Source organism: Corynebacterium striatum (assembly GCF_016728105.1).
In the GTDB taxonomy this organism is placed as follows: Bacteria; Actinomycetota; Actinomycetes; order Mycobacteriales; family Mycobacteriaceae; genus Corynebacterium; species Corynebacterium striatum.
Genome location: NZ_CP068158.1, coordinates 1,884,718 through 1,901,734 on the forward strand (window position 1 = coordinate 1,884,718; position 17,017 = coordinate 1,901,734).

Consider the following 17,017-nt stretch of genomic DNA (forward strand, 5'->3'; position numbering starts at 1 on the left):
AAGCAGACCGGAGCATGGGTGTTCCTTCCATAGAATGTGCGCCTCACCTTGAGACGCACGGTTCATCTTAGCCAGGCGGAACGTCGCCGCTCATGATGACTTTGTTCTGGGCTTCATCCCAGCGGAAGTTGGCCTTTGACGTACCCGTCGGTGCGGCATTGGCGTCGCCATCTTGTAGCCAGTGGTAGGTCACGGAAATCTCGTTGTGATTGACCTGCTCGACGTCGGGGAAGAAACCATAAGGCTCAGCGGTGGCGGTGCCGAGGTACTCCCCATAGTGGAAGAGCATGATGTGGTGCGGCGAGGAGGCCGTGGCTCCCTCGATGGAGATGGTCTGCCAGCTTAAGGCTGCGCAAGGATCGAAGTGGGAGGAATCAACTAGCGTCCATTCGTGGCCATGCCATTGAGGAACGTGGGCAACGTTGTCATCAAAGGCTGCCTGGGCATTACCGGCCTCGCAGACTACGGGGTTGGCCTGGGCTTCTTCAGGGGTGGCGCAGGCGATGAGCGGCATGCACAGGAGTGCAGCTCCGGCGAAAACTCGTGGTGTGAACATCGTGTTCTCCTTTCTGAGGTCTCGGTGTGGTTCCAGACCCTACAAGTGACCGCTCCGCTCAGAACAGAGTTGTGGAGAGCATTCCTCGGGACAGCGGGTAGTCTCGCAGGCATGGAAAATCTGTCTGGTCGTACACTGTTCGTCGCCGCCGTGGATGCTGAAGCCGCGCACGTTCCCGCAGGAGCGCCGCTGCTCATCACGGGTATTGGTACGGTACCCGCCGCCATCGAGCTGACCGCGGTACTGGCCTCGGCAGAGCAGCTGCCGGAGCGAGTCGTCAACATCGGTACTGCGGGCGCGCTTCGCGACGATCTCTCAGGCGTTTTCGAGGTCTCCCACGTGCGCAAGCACGACTTCCACCTAGAAGTGCTCAGCGATGTTTCCCGCTATCTCCTTCCCGAGGTCATCGAGCTCGAGACCTCCGGAAAGCTGCCGACCGCCACGCTGGCGACGGGTGATTCCTTCATCTCGGATACCCCGACCCGCACGCGCCTTGCCCAGGATTCCGCGCTGTGCGACATGGAGGGCTACGCCATCGCGGCGGTGTGTCGAAAGTTCGGTGTACCGTGCACGCTGCTCAAGCAGGTTTCGGACACCGCAAACGAAGAATCCTACGGCTCGTGGGCTTCGGTGCTCGACCGCGCGGCGGAGGAGCTGGCCGTGGCCTTCGGCACGGTGTCCGCGGATTAGGCCCCACATACGGAAAGTGCCCTAGTTGCCAAAACCAGTGCTCCCGCCTCGGGTGGCGGGGCAGAAGTTTGGCAACTAGGGCAGTTGCATGGCCGAGAGAACTCGAACCATGCGCCGGTTGTGTGGCTAGCGGGCGCTGCTGGCCTCTAGGTTCTCGTAGAGCTCCATGACGTCCTCGTGGCCTTCGGCCGTGGAAATCTTAATGTTTTTAGCTTCGATTTCACCGGCGCGCAGGCTGGCCATCTCCTGGTGGTAGCGGAAGACCACGGCAACGGTGGCTGCGACCGGGACGGCCAGGAAGGCGCCGATGATGCCCGCCAGCGCGGAGCCGACAGTAACGGAGAGCAGCACCATGGCGGCGTGCAGGCCCATGGCCTTGGACTGCAGCATCGGCTGGAGGACGTTGCCTTCCACCTGCTGCACGATGATGATGAGCGCCAAGGCGAGCAAGGCCTTAGTCAGCCCATCGGAGACCAGCGCGATGATGACGGCCAAAGCACCCGCGGTCACTGCACCGATGACCGGGATGAAGCTGGCGAAGAAGGTCACCACGCCGATGACCAGCGCCAGCGGAACCTGTAGGGCCCAGAGGCCGAGGCCGATGAGGATGGCGTCGACAGCCGCGACGGCTGCTTGTGCCTGAATGAAGCCGGACAGCGTATTCCACACGCGAGTCAGCAGCTCGGTGGCGTGCCAACCTGCGGAGTAGCCGGTATAGGTGCGCAGCCACGGCAGGAACTTATCGCCATCCTTGAGAATGAAGAAGGCCACGAAGAGCATGATGACGAGCGCCATGACTATGGAACTGGCCATCGATACACCGGAAATCACGCCGGTGGCGATCTGGGAGGCTTGGCCCTTAATGAAGGCGATGGCGTCATCGAGGACTTCCTGGACCTTTGCCGCATCAATCTCGAAGGGCAGGTCCTTGGCCATATCGACGAGCTTGTTCAAGCCGCCTTCAGCCTGATTGACCAAGGACGCGCCCTGAGAGGAGACGACCGGGGCCATCGCCGCGAAGACGCCGCCGATGATGGCCAAAAAGCCCAGCAGCGTGGTGATGGAGGCCAGCGCGCGGGGGAATTTGTGTGCGCGCAACCAGTTGGTCACGGGGAAGAGCACCGTGCACACCAAAATGGCCAAGATGACCGGCAGCAGGCCTACCCAGATGAATTTCAGCAGGTAGCCGGCCAGGCCAACGCCCGCCACCACGATGATGAAGACCAGGCACACCTTGGCCAAGGAAATGGCATCGCGTCCGAGGACGCGGGACTTGTCATCGGTCTTCGACACCGGGAGGGTGGCTTCTTCGCTAATGGGCTTCGCAGCAGCGGACTGCTCTGCGGCGGCGGACGCCGCCGCATCAGAGGCCGTGGAGGACGTGCCCGAGCGGGCACCGTCATCATTGTTGTTTGTCATGCGCTCTATCTTCTCATATGAGCGCAGAAACGAACTATGCGCGGATGCTGCTTACCTGGCGGATGATGCCGAAGCGGTGCATCGTCACCGAAACTGCCTGTTCAAGGAGGAAGGGCAGCAGCTCGCGGCGGCCATCAGCCAGCACCGGTTGATTCAAGACCACGGAGTTGGATTCCACCGCCGCCTCAAAGACGCCCGCCTCGACAGAACCCACAGCGCGCACGCGGCCAGATTCCAGCCCTGCGACCTCGCGGGCGAAGGCATCCGCCGACACGCTGTCGACCTTAAAGCCCAGCCCACGCAGCTCCGCGGCCTTTTCCGGGGTGGCGCTGAAGCGCACTGGGGAGCCGGTACGGGTGGCGGCAAGGGCGAGGCGGGAGACGTCGCGAAGCGCGGCGTCCGAGGCAATGCGCACCTGTAGCGGGGTGAGCACCGGACGGTAGCGGAAGACGTTGGCCTCGCAGACCAGGCCTGCGCGGTCGTGCTTGCGGCCGAACTCCTGCTGCCAAGCCAGTTCGTCGAGTTCTGCCGCGCGCCACAGCCACGCGGTATCCTCCTCCGAGAAGCCCAGCTCGCCGAAGGCACGCAGCTGGGCCGCCACCGGCTGGGAGATATCCACGTCGAAGGGGCGCAGCGGCCCCTCGGACCACGTGCCGAACTGGGCCACGTAGTTCGGGCCACCGGCCTTGGCGCCCGGGCCCATGACGGACTGCTTCCAGCCGCCGAAGGACTGCCGCTGCACAATCGCGCCGGTAATGCCGCGGTTGACGTAGGCGTTGCCCACCTCGACGCGCTCGAGCCAGTAGTCAATCTCCTCATTATCCAGCGTGTGGATGCCGCCGGTCAGGCCATAACCGGTGGAGTTCTGCCACTCGATGGCCTCCTCCAGGGTCTCCGCATGCATGATGCCGAGCACTGGGCCGAAGCACTCGTTGACGTGGAACCAGGAACCGGGGCGCACGTTATCGCGGATACCCGGCGACCACAGGGTGCCTTCCTCGTTGAGCTTCTTTGGCTTCACCAGCCACTTTTCACCCGGCTCCAGCTGGGTCAGGCCGCGCAGCAGCTTCTCGCCCGGGGCTTCGGCGAGGCCGTTCATCGTCGTGGTGATCTCATAGCCGGGGCCGGGGATGAGGGTCTTGACGGCGTCGAGAAGCTGGCCGCGCAGACGCTCGGAGGTGCCAGCCGCACCGACGAAGATAACCAGGGAGGACGCCGAGCACTTCTGTCCAGAGTGGCCGAAGGCGGAGAGGTAGAGGTCCTGGATGGCCAGGTCCGGGTCCGCGGACGGGGTGATGATGAGCGCGTTCTTGCCGGAGGTCTCCGCCATGATGTTGAGCTCCGGCTTCCAGGAACGGAAGAGCTTGCCGGTGTCGGAAGCCCCCGTGAGGATGACGGCGTCGACATCGGCGTGGGAGACCAGCGCGCGGCCGGCGTCACCCTCGTCGGTGAAGACGAGCTGGACCAGATCCGGGTCGAGGCCCTGTGCCTCCAAGCCGGCGCGGAAAGCCTCCACGACCAGCTTCGCGCAGTGCACGACCTGCGGCGCGGGCTTGATGATGACGGCGGAACCCGCAGCGAGAGCCGCCGCAATGCCGCCGGTGGGGATGGCCACCGGGAAGTTCCACGGCGGGGTCACTACGGTCACGCGGTAGGGCGTGAACTCGGCGGAGTAGCGCTCCAGCAGGCGCGCGGACTGCGCGTAGTAGGTGCAGAAGTCGATGGCCTCGGAGATTTCCGGGTCTGTCTGCGTGACGGTCTTGTTGGCCTCGTAGGCGGCGACGGAAATGAACTCGCCGCGGCGGTTGGCCAGCTCATCGGCCACGGCCTCGAGCGCGCGGGCGCGGTCCTCGGCAGCGCGGGCACCCCACTCGGCGCCGAGCTCGGCGGCGCGGGCCACGTGCTTGTCGACGACCCCAGTCTCTGTCACTTCCTCCACCCCGTGCTCACCCGGGTCGGTGGCCAGGGCCTTAAGCGCCCACTCGCGGTTAGCTTCCAGAGCTGGATCGGTGTCCGGCTCGTTGGCGAAGCGCCCGGTGCGCGGTGCTTGGCGGCCGGCTGCCTGCTCGGCCTCCTCCAAGCGGTTCTGGGTGCGGCGCGGGCCGGCGAAGGTATCCCAGCGCTGCTCGACGGCCTCGCGGAAGACCTCCTCTTGGTCCTTCAGCGCCTGCTCCTCCGGGGCGAAGAGAGCGTAGAGGAAGTTTTGCGGTGCAGAGTTCTCCTCCAAGCGGCGCACCAGGTAGGAGACAGCGACGTCGAAGTCCTCCATGTGCACCACCGGGGTGTAGAGGATCTGGCGGCCCTCGAAGGCCTCGCGGACCGCGGTCTGCTGGGCTGGGGACATGCCCTGGAGCATCTCGGAATCCATCATGCGCATGACACCGCGTTTGGTGCCCAGCTTGTAGGCAAACGCCGCGGTGTAGAGGTTGTGGGTGGCCACGGCGATGCGTACGCAATCGGCGAATTCGGGGCGCAGGATGTAGTCGAGCAGGCGGTAGTAGTTGGCGTCCACCTCATCCTTGGTGGAATAGGGAGCCGCTGGCCAGCCGTGGATTTCACCCTGGACGTGCTCCATGGAAAGGTTCGCGCCTTTGACGATGCGAATCTTGATGTGGGAGCCGCCCTCGGCCACGCGCTGCTTGGCGAATTCGGCCAGGTGTGCCAAGGCGTCGAAGGTATCCGGCAGGTAGGCCTGCAGGACGATGCCTGCCTCGAGGTTGATGAACTCCGGCTCGCTGAGCAGCTCGGTGAACAGGCGCACCGTGAGGTGGAGGTCGTGGTATTCCTCCATGTCCAGGTTGATGAAGACCTTGTCGGGGCGGCGCGCGGCAGCCTCGTACAGCGGGCGCAGGCGCTCCTTGAGGCGGACCAGGGAGCCCTCGATATCCCACGGGTTGAGCTGGGCCACCATGGAGGAGGCCTTGACGGAGACGTAGGTTACGCGCGGGTTCTTGATGAGCTTGAGGGTGCGCTCGGCGCGGGAGCGCGCTTCGTCGTCGCCTAGTACGGCCTCACCGAGGAGGTTGAGGTTGAGCTGCTCGCCGGACTCGGCGGCCTTGTCCAAGGTCTTGTTCAGGGCATCGCTCTCGGCGGCGAGGACCAGGTGGCCCACCATCTGGCGCATGCGCATGCGCGCCAGCGGCATGACCAGGTTAGGCAGGATGGGGCCGAAGAAACCGCCCAGGCCTACGAGGGAACCGTTGATGAGGCCGAGGAAGGAAGCGTCATAGGTGGTGGTAACGGACTTCAGTGCGTGGGCGGCTACCTTGTCATCTTCGGGGCGCATGACGCGGTCGACGAAGTCCATGGTGAAGGCTACTCCGTCCGGGTTGCGCAATAAGTCGGCGAGTTGTTCGGTGGCTGGGTCCTGCTCGTCGGCGGTGGAGGCGAGCCAGGAGTGGGCCTGGGCCGCGGCGGCGTCGATCAGCGCGGCGTCAATGTCGGTGGATTCGGGCACGGGGGTGTGAGCATCGTTAGTCATGGATTACAACCTTTATGGGTCTTAAGGCGCACTGATGCGGCCTTGCGGAAAGCAGAAATTGCAGACTTTCTAGTCCAGCACGAGCGCACACTCTGCGCCGTGCCGTTCAGTCTGTGTGAAAAAGAGGTGCTTATTTAACGCTGGCGTACACAACCGGTGGCCGGTCGGAAGAACGACGCTGCCTAATGAAGTGAGCATTCATGTGCGACCACCCTTCTTGTATGTGGGGAGCAGCCAGGCAGCGGCCTGGCCTGATTAGCGAGAAATCGGTGACCTTGATATGGCCCGCCGCACAAAAATCGTAGACGTGTAACCCATCTCGCTTACATGAAAGCTAGCCCCTTAAGTTGGGGTGAGTCAATCCCACAGGTGTTGTTTTGAGGGGAGGTCGCTACCCCCGTGTTAGTGGCTGAGATACTCCGCGAGATCAGCAGCGATCTTCTGTGCGCCCAGAGGTCCTAAGCCGAGAGCCCACGTGTCATCACTGACCTCGATGGCATGGCCATCTTTGACCGCTGGAAGCTGCTGGAAAGCTTCAGTGGCAATGGCAGTGTCTTGGCCGGTGGCGGAAGGATCGCCGTAGCTGCAGTAGAAGATGTAGTCAGCGTCCGCTTGGTCAATGTTCTCCGGTGAGATTTCCGTAGCGAGCTCTTCGATGTCCTGGTTGGCGGGGCGGGCGAGGCCGGCGTCATCAAGCACCGTTCCAATGAGCGAAAGGCGCCCGTAAAGGCGTACCTTGCCTGGCATGAAGCGCAGAATGGTGACGGTGGTGTCTTCGCTAGCCGGCCCGTCCTTAATGGCCTTCTTTACTTCTTCGATTTTCTTGTCATAGTCGGCCATGACTTGTTCCGTGCGTTCTTCCTCGCCGAGGGCTTCCCCGATGAGTCGGAAGTTTTCTTTCCACGTGTATCCGGGTCGAATCGAGAAAACAGTGGGGGCAATGGAATTGAGTTGGTCGTAGTATTTATCCAGGCGCAGCTGCGAGCCGATGATGAGGTCGGGCTGTAGGGAAGCGATTTTTTCCATATTGACTTCGTGGACCGTGCCTACCGTTTCGATGTCACTTGCTTTGTCGGCCATGTAATCGGGGACGGGGTTCTGACCCTTCGATGTGGTCATGCCGACGGGTTTCATGCCCAGGGCTAGGACGGAGTCGAGTTCACCGCTTTCGAGAACGACTATCCGTTGGGGCTTTTCTTTGAGCTCGGTTGTGCCGCGGGCATGCGTGACTGTGCGGGGGAACTGGCCGGGGGCTGCATCGCTGCCGAAGGATCGGGTCTTCTCTCTGGCTCCGGCAAAGCCTTCGCCACCGGTTGCCACGGAGTCATTTCCTGCGGCGGAGTTGGATTTTCCTGTTTTCTTCTCTGCCGTTGAGGAGGATGGGGTGGAAGTGTCGGCGTTTGAATCGGTGTTTTCGAGGCTGGCGCAGCCAGTGAGTGCCAGTGCTGCGGTAAGACCAACAGCGGTGAGTCGGAGAAGTGGGGTGCGCGGTACGATTTTCTTTCGAATATACATAAAAGGTACCCTAACCTAAATTGGGTCGAGCTAAGGAAACGTGAGCATATGAAGGTATTTGGGTGGTGTTGGTGATTGAGCAGGGGGTGTACGCCGGCAAAGGAAGTGCCCAGCGTCTTGGTTGGCTAGTGGTTGCTGGCATTGCCATTCTCGGTATCGGTGTTGCGCTGTCGCTCGCGTTGGGGGCGCGTAGCATTCCTTTCAGTGACGTGTTGGCTGCCCTTCGAGGGCAGCCTGGTATCGCTTCCTCGATCGTGTGGGAGAGGCGGCTTCCCCGTACTCTCGTTGCCGTGTGTGCGGGCTGTGCTTTGGCTCTCGCTGGCGCAGTCCTGCAGATTATGACTCGCAACCCGTTGGCAGATACCGGAGTCTTCGGCATCAACGTTGGCGCTAGCTTGGCCGCGGCCATTGCTCTGGGCTGGTGGGGGTGGCAATCACCTTTTGCTTTTTCGCTCGCAGCCATCATCGGTGCGGCAGTGACCATGTTGGTGGTCACCGCTGTAGGGCGTGGCAGAGCGGGCGATGTTGATCCGCTGAGACTGATTCTTGCAGGTGTAGCCATCGGGGCGGTATGTGAGGGCCTTTCTTCAGCTCTCATCCTGGTAGATCCTCACTCTTTCGCACGTATCCGCGCTTGGGTGACGGGCTCTGTTGACGTGGCCTCGTGGACACCGGTGGCGATTACGTCCGGCGGGTTAGCAGTTGGTGTGGTGCTGCTGATTGTCTTTGCGCGTCACTTGCCGCCCCTTGCTTTGGGGGATGAAGCCGCGGCGAGTCTTGGGATCAACCTCAAGATGACGCGCTTGGGACTTATCGCAGCGGTAACGGTGTTGGCTGCTACCGCTACCGCAGCAGCGGGAGTGATTGTGTTTGTTGGATTAGTCATCCCGCATGTTGTCAGGCTGTGCGGGGTATATGAAGAGCGGGCACAGCTTGTCGCCGCTGCCGTGGTGGGGCCTTTGCTTTTGTTGGGCGCCGATATTGTAGGCCGCTTCCTCACCGCGGCTGAGTTGCCGGCTGGCGTCGCGGTATCGCTCATTGGTGCCCCAGTATTGATTGCGTTGTCCCATCGCGCTGGAAGGAGGTTGTGATTGTGAGCGTGAGAAGTGTTTTGTCCTTTGCAGGTATTGTGATCGTCGCGCTAGCTATTGCTGCCTATTCGCTCTTCTCGCCTGGTGCCGGGCAGGATAGCGCAGCGTTGTGGTCCGTGGCTACGAATCCCAATAGCACTGACTTTGCGGCCACCGTCGTGTGGCAATGGCGTGCTCCGCGGGTGGTTGCCGCGATTGTCGTAGGAATGTGTTTGGGCATAGCGGGCGCCATCTTTCAGATCCTCACCCACAATCCTCTGGGCTCGCCCGACATCATCGGGTTTAATACCGGTGCCTATACCGGTGTCATCGCGGTATCCTTGGCGGGCTTTAGTTCCGCATTTAATATTGCGCTAGGCGCGTTGGTGGGTGGGACTGTTACTGCGTTACTCATCATGGGGCTTTCATTTGCCGGAAGGCTCACGGGAGCAAGGCTGATTGTGGTGGGGATTGGAGTGACGTTCTTTCTTTCAGCAATAAACAAGTGGCTGATTCTAAGCGGCGAGTTGGAGCAATCCTTAGGTGCGGCGACTTGGGCGGCTGGAACATTGAATGCTGTGTCCTGGGGCTACGTTATCCCCTTGGGGGTGCTGGGAGGCGTGGCGTGCGTCGCTGGGTTGCTGCTGCGTGGCTGGTGCGACGCGCTTGCCCTGGGGGATAGCACGGCGAGTTCGTTGGGGTTGAACGTGAATCGTGCACGTGTGGTGATGGTTCTGGTTGGCACAGTTCTTGTCGCTGTATCGACGGCGATAGCGGGCCCAATCTCATTTATCGCCCTCGCGGCCCCTCATATGGCTCGCCTACTCTCGCGTCCAGGCAGGACACCGGTGTTGGCTTCAGGAGTGCTCGGCGCTCTTTTCTTGCTCGCTGCTGACTTAGCGGGGCAGCGCCTATTTTTCCCTATTACTTTGCCCGCCGGCCTTGTAACTGTCTGTGCTGGTGGCATCTACCTTGCGGGTCTGCTGTTGTGGCAATCCCGATTTGCGCGCGTGAAAGGCCGGTAAAAATGAACGAACAAAAAGTGTATGACGGTGCGCCGGGCGTGAGGGCTGAAAGGCTGAGCATGTCCTATGGCAGAACTGCCCCGTTAATTCTCGACTCGGTGGATGTGTCTTTCCCCGCGGGCAAATTCTCAGCCATCATCGGCCCGAATGGTTGTGGAAAGTCCACCCTGGTGAAGGTGCTTGCGCGGTTAGAAACACCGAGCGCAGGTGCGGTGCATATTGGCCAAGAAGACGCAGCTTTACTCTCGCGGCGAAAATATGCCCAGCGCGTTGCTGTGATGTCGCAGCAATCCGTAGCCCCTGAGGGGATTAATGTCCGAGAATTGGTTGCGCGAGGGCGCTTCGCTCACCAAGGATTTATGGGGTGGAGGAGCCAGGAAGACGAGCGTGCTGTTAGTCGTGCGCTAGCGGAGGTAGGCCTTGAGGAATTGGAAGAGGCCGAGGTGGCGGCGTTGTCAGGTGGTCAGCGTCAACGTGCTTGGCTGGCCATGGCTCTCGCACAGGAAACGCCTGTACTTTTCTTGGATGAGCCAACGAGTGCCTTGGATATTGGGTATCAGCATTCCTTCATGAAGTTGATGAAAGAGCTGGCGGGTAGCAAGACCCTGGTTGCGGTAATTCATGACTTGGCGCATGTGTTGCGTTATGCCGATTACGTCGTGGCGATGAAAGATGGAACGGTGTGGGATGCGGGCGCGCCGCGCGATGTCATTAACCCTGCCCTGATCGAGGATCTTTACGGCTTGGCAGTCCGCGTTGTGAATGCGGACGGAGAGCCAGCAATCGTCCCAGTGGGGTGAGCCGCCAATTGAGCAGCTTCATTTCCCCAGCGTGCTGGCAATAAATAAAAAGTTGAGTCGATCGGGAACAACTTTGAGTTTGTCCGCGTTGTGTAGATTGAGTGACCGGCGCTCAGGTTTGGATGACTTTGAGTGTTGCTTCTGTTAGAGTCGCTGACTGGACGCGGCAGAAGTTGAGTCGCGCACTATCAACTTAAAACAAACCCCAACACGCAAGGAGAAAAGATTATGGGACGCGCAGTAGGCATTGACCTCGGTACCACCAACTCGGTTGTATCCGTGCTGGAAGGTGGCGAAGCCACCGTTATTGCTAACTCCGAGGGTTCTCGCACCACCCCGTCCGTCGTGGCTTTCGCTAAGAACGGTGAAATCCTCGTCGGCCAGTCCGCTAAGAACCAGGCGGTTACCAACGTTGACCGCACCATCCGTTCCGTCAAGCGCCACATCGGCACCGACTGGACCATCGACATCGATGACAAGAAGTACACCCCGCAGGAGATTTCCGCTCGCACACTGATGAAGCTCAAGCGCGACGCTGAGGCATACCTCGGTGAGGACGTCACCGATGCTGTTATTACCGTCCCGGCATACTTCGAGGACTCCCAGCGTCAGGCCACCAAGGAAGCTGGCCAAATTGCGGGCCTGAACGTTCTGCGTATCGTCAACGAGCCAACCGCAGCTGCACTTGCTTACGGCCTGGAAAAGGGCGAGCAGGAGCAGACCATCCTAGTCTTCGACCTAGGCGGCGGCACCTTCGACGTTTCCCTGCTGGAAATCGGCGACGGCGTCGTTGAGGTTATGGCAACCGCTGGTGACAACCAGCTCGGCGGCGATGACTGGGATCAGCGCATCGTTGACTGGCTCGTTGAGAAGTTCAAGTCCGCTAACGGCATCGACCTGACCAAGGACAAGATGGCCCTGCAGCGTCTGCGTGAGGCTGCTGAGAAGGCAAAGATTGAGCTGTCTTCCTCCCAGTCCGCAAACATCAACCTGCCGTACATCACCGTTGATTCCGAGAAGAACCCGCTCTTCCTGGATGAGACCCTGTCCCGCACCGAGTTCCAGAAGATCACCCAGGATCTGCTGGACCGCACTAAGGCTCCGTTCAACCAGGTCATCAAGGACGCTGGCCTGTCCCTTTCCGAGGTTGACCACGTCGTTCTCGTTGGTGGTTCCACCCGTATGCCGGCTGTTTCCGAGCTGGTCAAGGAAATGACCGGCCGCGAGCCGAACAAGGGCGTTAACCCGGACGAGGTCGTTGCAGTCGGCGCTGCCCTCCAGGCTGGCGTTCTGCGCGGCGAGGTCAAGGACGTGCTGCTTCTCGACGTCACCCCGCTTTCCCTCGGCATCGAGACCAAGGGCGGCGTGATGACCAAGCTCATCGAGCGCAACACCACCATTCCGACCAAGAAGTCCGAGACCTTCACTACCGCGGAAGATAACCAGCCTTCCGTTCAGATCCAGGTCTTCCAGGGCGAGCGCGAGATGGCTTCCGCTAACAAGCTGCTCGGCTCCTTCGAGCTCGGCGGCATCGCTCCGGCACCGCGCGGCGTCCCACAGATCGAGGTCACCTTCGACATCGACGCCAACGGCATCGTCTCCGTTTCCGCTAAGGACAAGGGCACCGGCAAGGAAAACACCATCAAGATTCAGGATGGTTCCGGCCTGTCCCAGGAGGAGATCGACCGCATGGTCAAGGACGCTGAGGCACACGCCGAAGAGGATAAGAAGCGCCGCGAGGAGCAGGAGCTGCGCAACCAGGCAGAGTCCACCTCCTACCAGACTCGCAAGTTCCTGGATGAGAACTCCGACAAGGTTTCCGAGGACGTTAAGACCCAGGTCACCGAGGCTGCCGACGCCGTCGATGAGGCGCTGAAGGGCGACGACATCGAGGCAATCAAGTCCGCAGTGGAGAAGCTGGGCACCGTCTCCCAGGAGATGGGCAAGCAGATCTACGAGGCACAGGCTGCTGAGGCCGGTGCTGAGGGCGCCGCAGCTGGCGCCGAGTCCGACCCAAACGTTGTTGACGCAGAGGTAGTCGACGAAGACGAGACCAAGGATGGCGACAAGTAATGACTCAGGACAGCGGAATGCCGCAAAACCCAGGCGACCCGGACAACACCGATCCGGAAGCAACCTCGGCGGACCGCGCTGAGGCAGCTGCCGCAGAAGCTCAGGAGGCCCAGGCTGCGCAAGATGCGCAGGCTGACTCCGCCGAAGAGGCAGTACTCGATCCCACCTTGGACGCTGACCTTGAGGCAGCGCTTGCCGACGTCACTGAAGACGACGCCGCCGCAGAGGCTGAGGCTGATGCCACCGCCGATGCTGCGGAGGAATCCGGCAACGGCCTCGAGGCGCAGCTCGCCGAGCGAACTGAAGATTTGCAGCGTCTGAACGCGGAGTACACCAACTACCGTCGCCGCACCGAGCGCGAGCGTCAAGCTGTCATCGAGACTTCCAAGGCCAAGGTCCTGGCAGAATTCCTGCCTATCCTTGATGACCTAGAACTCGCACGTCAGCACGGTGACCTCGAAGCAGGTCCTTTGAAGGCAATCGCGGACAAGCTGATCGGCGTGCTGGATAAGAACAACCTCGTGGCCTTCGGCGCAGAGGGCGATGCCTTCGACCCAGAGATCCACGAAGCCGTTCAGGATCTGTCTAACGGTGGCGAGCAGGCAGTGGGAACTGTCCTTCGTCGGGGCTACAAGGTCGGCGAGAAGCTGGTGCGCACCGCGATGGTGATCATCGCAGATGCACCTAGCGCGACCGACGCTTCCGCGGACGGTACGGGCGGTAGCGATACCGCGAACTCGGAATCTGATTCCGAATAGGGTGAGGTGGCGTCAGGGTCTTATACCTTGGCGTCATTTCAGTCAGTAGCCCAGAAGCTGGCAGCCCCGGAGCGCGGGGCCGCACTGACTCTTGGCCGCTTTTAGAACACTTAAATAGAATTAGAACAACTTTTTTAGAAGCTCTAGCCCCCTAAAATCCACCGCAGTGGTGGTTTCAAGAAAGGAGGGGATGCCCAGTGAGCGCTAAACCCGAATGGGCAGACAAAGATTACTATGCGGATCTGGGGGTCTCCTCTTCCGCGTCAGCAGAAGAGATCAAGCGCAGCTACCGCAAGCTAGCGCGTGAGAATCACCCGGACACTAACCCCGATAACCCGGCGGCAGCAGAGAAATTTAAGCGTGTTGCCGAAGCCTATGACGTGCTTTCCGACGCCACGACGCGCAAGGAATACGACCAGTTTAAGGCCATGGTCCGCAGCGGCGGTGGGTTTGGACGGATGGGAGGCGCCGGCTTTCCCGGCGGGTTTCGATCTTCGCACATGGGCCAAGGAGCGGCGGAAGAATTCGACCTCTCCGACATCTTCGGAGGACGATCGACTGGAGGAGCGTCTCAAGGCGGCGGTTTTGGGGATATCTTCGGTGGCGTTTTCAACCGCGGCGGTAGTGCTGGCCACACAGCTCGGCCGTCGCGGGGGGCCGACGTCGAAACGGAAATAACCCTCGAGTTCCGCGAGGCCGCAAAGGGCACCACGATTCCTCTGCAACTCACGGGTGAAGCTCCGTGCACCACCTGTCACGGTTCCGGTTCTAAGTCCGGTAAGACCTCGCAGTGCAAGAACTGCAAGGGCACCGGATTTTCCTCCGAAAACCGCGGGGCCTTCGCCTTCTCCGCGCCATGTACCGAGTGCGACGGTACGGGCCAGAAGATCGAGGACCCCTGCACTGACTGCAACGGCTCTGGCACGGTCCATCGAACCCGTTCGATTACCGTCCGCATCCCTGCTGGCGTCATTGATGGCCAGAAGGTCCGGTTGGCGGGCCAGGGTGAGGCTGGCCCCAACGGCACACCGGCCGGCGACCTCTTCGTCGCCGTCAAGGTAAAGCCGGACAAGGTCTTCACACGGGAGGGCGACGACCTGCACGTCACCGTGCCGGTATCCTTCGCCGAACTGGCGTTGGGCGACACCATTACTGTGCCGACCCTCGATTCCCCGGTCCGTGTCAAGGTTCCCGCGGGCACCTCAGACAGACGGACGTTGCGCGTGCGCAACCGCGGCGTCGCCAAGCGTGGCGGCAAGTCCGGTGACCTTCTAGTTACGGTCCAAGTGACCGTGCCAACGAATCTCGATGGCGCAGCAACCAGCGCTTTGCGCACTTACGCGCAGGCTGAACGGGACTCGGGCTTCGATCCGCGCGCTGGCTGGGAGGGCAACGTCTCCCACGGTAGTGCCGCGGGCAGCGCTTAAAGGAGGCAACGATGAGCAAGGAAAACCAGGCAGGCACCAAGGCGGTCTACGTGATTTCCGTTGCCGCCGAGCTCTCCGGTATGCATGCACAAACCCTGCGCACCTATGACCGCATCGGGCTCGTTTCGCCCGCTCGTACCCAGGGCGGCGGACGCCGTTACTCTGACCGGGACATCGAGTTGCTGCGCAAGATTCAGGTCCTCTCGCATGACGAAGGCGTGAACTTGGCAGGTATCAAGTCGATTATCGAGCTCACCGAGGAGCGCGACCAGCTAGAGGCCGAGCGCGATTCTTTGCTCGCCGAGGTGCAACAACTGCGCGAGCAGGCAGGCATGCGCCAACCGCGCGGCGAACTCGTGCACGTTCCGCGGTCCACCTCAGTTGTGATGTGGACGCCGCGGCGAAACCGTCGCCGAAGCGAAGCAGGAAACGATTAGAACTACCCCCGCTATCTGGATTGGATATCAATCCGGGTACCGGGGTTTTTCTGTATTCAGTAGAACCAGGATGGCAGCTCATTAACCCCGTTGTGAAGATTTGAGGCAAGAAAACAACAACATTTTGCAAAGCTTGTTATGATGGCAGCCAGAAATTGTGGGATGTCACACATCCTCCAACAGGAGTGACGTCACGCAGTTACACACAGCAACCCAACCTGTTGAAAAGAAAGGCTTCACCATGACCCACTACGCAAATCCCGGTACCGAAGGCGCTATCGTCAACTTCCGCGAGCGTTATGACAACTACATTGGCGGCGAATGGGTACCTCCGGTCGACGGCGAGTACATGGACAACATCACGCCGGTCACTGGTGAGGTCTTTTGCCAGGTAGCCCGCGGTAAGGAAGCCGACATCAACCTGGCTATCGACGCTGCGGAGAAGGCCTTCGAAACCTTCGGCAAGACCACTCCGGCTGAGCGCGCGCTGCTCCTGCACCGTATTGCGGATCGCATCGAGGAAAACCTCGAGAAGATCGCCGTGGCCGAGACCTGGGAGAACGGCAAGGCGGTGCGCGAGACCCTCGCGGCGGACATCCCACTCGCCGTCGATCACTTCCGCTACTTCGCTGGCGCCATTCGTGCGCAGGAAGGCCGCCTTTCGCAGATCGACCAAGACACCGTGGCTTATCACTTCCACGAGCCGCTTGGCGTCGTGGGGCAGATCATTCCGTGGAACTTCCCGCTGCTCATGGCCGCTTGGAAGATCGCGCCTGCCCTGGCCGCCGGCAATACCATCGTCATGAAGCCAGCCGAGCAGACCCCGGCGTCCATTCTTCTGCTCATTGATATCATCGGTGACCTTCTCCCCAAGGGCGTGCTCAACATTGTCAACGGCATTGGTGAGGAGGCCGGAACGGCCCTGTCCGGCTCCGATCGCATCGCCAAGATTGCGTTCACCGGCTCCACCCCAGTGGGCAAGATCATCAACAAGGCCGCAGCTGACAAGGTCATCCCCGTCACCCTCGAGCTGGGCGGCAAGTCCCCGTCCATCTTCTTCGCGGACATCATGGACAAGGATGACGCCTACCTCGAGAAGTGCGTCGAAGGCTTCGTGATGTTTGCGCTCAACCAGGGCGAGGTGTGTACCTGCCCGTCGCGTGCGCTCATCCACGAAGACATCGCGGACAAGTTCCTCGAGCTGGCTGTCGAGCGCGTCAAGAAGATCAAGATCGGGCACCCGCTCGACACCGAGACCATGATGGGCGCGCAGGCCTCCCAGGAACAGATGGAAAAGATTTCCGAGTACCTGGAAATCGGCCCGAAGGAGGGCGCGGAGACCCTCGTCGGCGGCAACGTGAACAAGGTCGAAGGCCTCGAGAACGGTTACTACATCGAGCCGACCGTGTTCAAGGGCACCAACGACATGCGCATCTTCCGTGAGGAAATCTTCGGCCCGGTGCTCTCTGTGGCTACGTTCAAGACCTTCGAGGAAGCCATCCAGATTGCAAATGACACAAACTTCGGCCTCGGCGCCGGTGTCTGGTCGCGCCACCAGAACACCTGCTACCGCGCGGGCCGCGAGATTCAGGCGGGCCGCGTGTGGGTCAACCACTACCACGTCTACCCAGCGCACAGCGCATTCGGCGGCTACAAGGAGTCCGGCATCGGCCGTGAGAACCACCTCATGATGCTGGCCCACTACCAGGAGACCAAGAACATGCTGGTGTCCTACTCTGAGGAGCACGCTGGTCTCTTCTAAGTCT

The 17,017-nt window shown here is 61.0% G+C and carries 13 protein-coding genes; 9 read left to right on the forward strand and 4 right to left on the reverse strand.

Going from position 1 to position 17,017, the window contains the following annotated elements; all coding sequences use genetic code 11:
• Positions 1-67 precede the first annotated feature (67 nt).
• The gene (locus tag I6I72_RS08860; RefSeq protein WP_049062290.1) at positions 68-556 is read right to left on the reverse strand and encodes an LppP/LprE family lipoprotein; all 489 of its coding nucleotides are present in this window, start codon (positions 554-556) and stop codon (positions 68-70) included.
• 111 nt (positions 557-667) lie between these two features.
• On the opposite strand from I6I72_RS08860, the gene I6I72_RS08865 reads away from it, so the two are divergent.
• The gene (locus I6I72_RS08865; protein WP_049062291.1) at positions 668-1,246 is read left to right on the forward strand and encodes a nucleosidase; all 579 of its coding nucleotides are present in this window, start codon (positions 668-670) and stop codon (positions 1,244-1,246) included.
• Positions 1,247-1,372: 126 nt separating this feature from the next.
• Here I6I72_RS08865 and I6I72_RS08870 read toward each other — a convergent pair whose 3' ends face one another.
• From I6I72_RS08870 to I6I72_RS08880, 3 genes are all read right to left on the reverse strand, one after another.
• Positions 1,373-2,665, reverse strand: a complete 1,293-nt coding sequence (locus I6I72_RS08870) for an AI-2E family transporter (protein WP_193391055.1) — start codon at positions 2,663-2,665, stop codon at positions 1,373-1,375.
• A gap of 34 nt (positions 2,666-2,699) precedes the next feature.
• On the reverse strand, positions 2,700-6,146 hold the full coding sequence (locus I6I72_RS08875) for a bifunctional proline dehydrogenase/L-glutamate gamma-semialdehyde dehydrogenase (protein ID WP_049147159.1): 3,447 nt from the start codon (positions 6,144-6,146) through the stop codon (positions 2,700-2,702).
• Between the two features lie 402 nt (positions 6,147-6,548).
• Positions 6,549-7,661 (reverse strand): ABC transporter substrate-binding protein, encoded by a 1,113-nt coding sequence (locus I6I72_RS08880; RefSeq protein ID WP_005529719.1) that lies wholly within the window; start codon positions 7,659-7,661, stop codon positions 6,549-6,551.
• 71 nt (positions 7,662-7,732) lie between these two features.
• On the opposite strand from I6I72_RS08880, the gene I6I72_RS08885 reads away from it, so the two are divergent.
• The 8 genes from I6I72_RS08885 (at position 7,733) to exaC (ending at position 17,013) form a co-directional block, all read left to right on the forward strand.
• The gene (locus I6I72_RS08885; RefSeq protein WP_236592611.1) at positions 7,733-8,752 is read left to right on the forward strand and encodes a FecCD family ABC transporter permease; all 1,020 of its coding nucleotides are present in this window, start codon (positions 7,733-7,735) and stop codon (positions 8,750-8,752) included.
• 2 nt (positions 8,753-8,754) lie between these two features.
• Positions 8,755-9,756 carry a FecCD family ABC transporter permease gene (locus tag I6I72_RS08890; protein WP_012715333.1) on the forward strand — a complete coding sequence of 334 codons (1,002 nt, stop codon included), beginning with the start codon at positions 8,755-8,757 and terminating at the stop codon, positions 9,754-9,756.
• A gap of 2 nt (positions 9,757-9,758) precedes the next feature.
• Positions 9,759-10,556: an ABC transporter ATP-binding protein gene (locus I6I72_RS08895; RefSeq protein WP_034657089.1), complete on the forward strand. Its 798-nt coding sequence runs from the start codon at positions 9,759-9,761 to the stop codon at positions 10,554-10,556.
• A gap of 228 nt (positions 10,557-10,784) precedes the next feature.
• Entirely contained in the window at positions 10,785-12,629 is a 1,845-nt protein-coding gene (dnaK, locus tag I6I72_RS08900; protein ID WP_049147158.1) for a molecular chaperone DnaK, read from the forward strand.
• On the forward strand, positions 12,629-13,387 hold the full coding sequence (grpE, locus tag I6I72_RS08905) for a nucleotide exchange factor GrpE (protein WP_005529727.1): 759 nt from the start codon (positions 12,629-12,631) through the stop codon (positions 13,385-13,387). The genes dnaK and grpE overlap by 1 nt, the downstream gene beginning before the upstream one ends.
• Positions 13,388-13,584: 197 nt before the next feature.
• Positions 13,585-14,814: a molecular chaperone DnaJ gene (gene dnaJ / locus I6I72_RS08910; protein WP_005529729.1), complete on the forward strand. Its 1,230-nt coding sequence runs from the start codon at positions 13,585-13,587 to the stop codon at positions 14,812-14,814.
• 11 nt (positions 14,815-14,825) lie between these two features.
• Positions 14,826-15,251 (forward strand): heat shock protein transcriptional repressor HspR, encoded by a 426-nt coding sequence (locus I6I72_RS08915; RefSeq protein ID WP_005529730.1) that lies wholly within the window; start codon positions 14,826-14,828, stop codon positions 15,249-15,251.
• A 241-nt stretch (positions 15,252-15,492) separates the two neighbouring features.
• Complete coding sequence (exaC, locus tag I6I72_RS08920) at positions 15,493-17,013, forward strand: acetaldehyde dehydrogenase ExaC (protein WP_005529733.1); 1,521 nt, start codon at positions 15,493-15,495, stop codon at positions 17,011-17,013.
• Positions 17,014-17,017: the final 4 nt, after the last annotated feature.

Coding starts and splice junctions, on each gene's coding strand:
- I6I72_RS08860 (WP_049062290.1), bottom strand. CDS start 556: ATGTTCACACCACGAGTTTTCGCCGGAGCTGCACTCCTGTGCATGCCG.
- I6I72_RS08865 (WP_049062291.1), top strand. CDS start 668: ATGGAAAATCTGTCTGGTCGTACACTGTTCGTCGCCGCCGTGGATGCT.
- I6I72_RS08870 (WP_193391055.1), bottom strand. CDS start 2,665: ATGACAAACAACAATGATGACGGTGCCCGCTCGGGCACGTCCTCCACG.
- I6I72_RS08875 (WP_049147159.1), bottom strand. CDS start 6,146: ATGACTAACGATGCTCACACCCCCGTGCCCGAATCCACCGACATTGAC.
- I6I72_RS08880 (WP_005529719.1), bottom strand. CDS start 7,661: ATGTATATTCGAAAGAAAATCGTACCGCGCACCCCACTTCTCCGACTC.
- I6I72_RS08895 (WP_034657089.1), top strand. CDS start 9,759: ATGAACGAACAAAAAGTGTATGACGGTGCGCCGGGCGTGAGGGCTGAA.
- dnaK (WP_049147158.1), top strand. CDS start 10,785: ATGGGACGCGCAGTAGGCATTGACCTCGGTACCACCAACTCGGTTGTA.
- grpE (WP_005529727.1), top strand. CDS start 12,629: ATGACTCAGGACAGCGGAATGCCGCAAAACCCAGGCGACCCGGACAAC.
- I6I72_RS08915 (WP_005529730.1), top strand. CDS start 14,826: ATGAGCAAGGAAAACCAGGCAGGCACCAAGGCGGTCTACGTGATTTCC.
- exaC (WP_005529733.1), top strand. CDS start 15,493: ATGACCCACTACGCAAATCCCGGTACCGAAGGCGCTATCGTCAACTTC.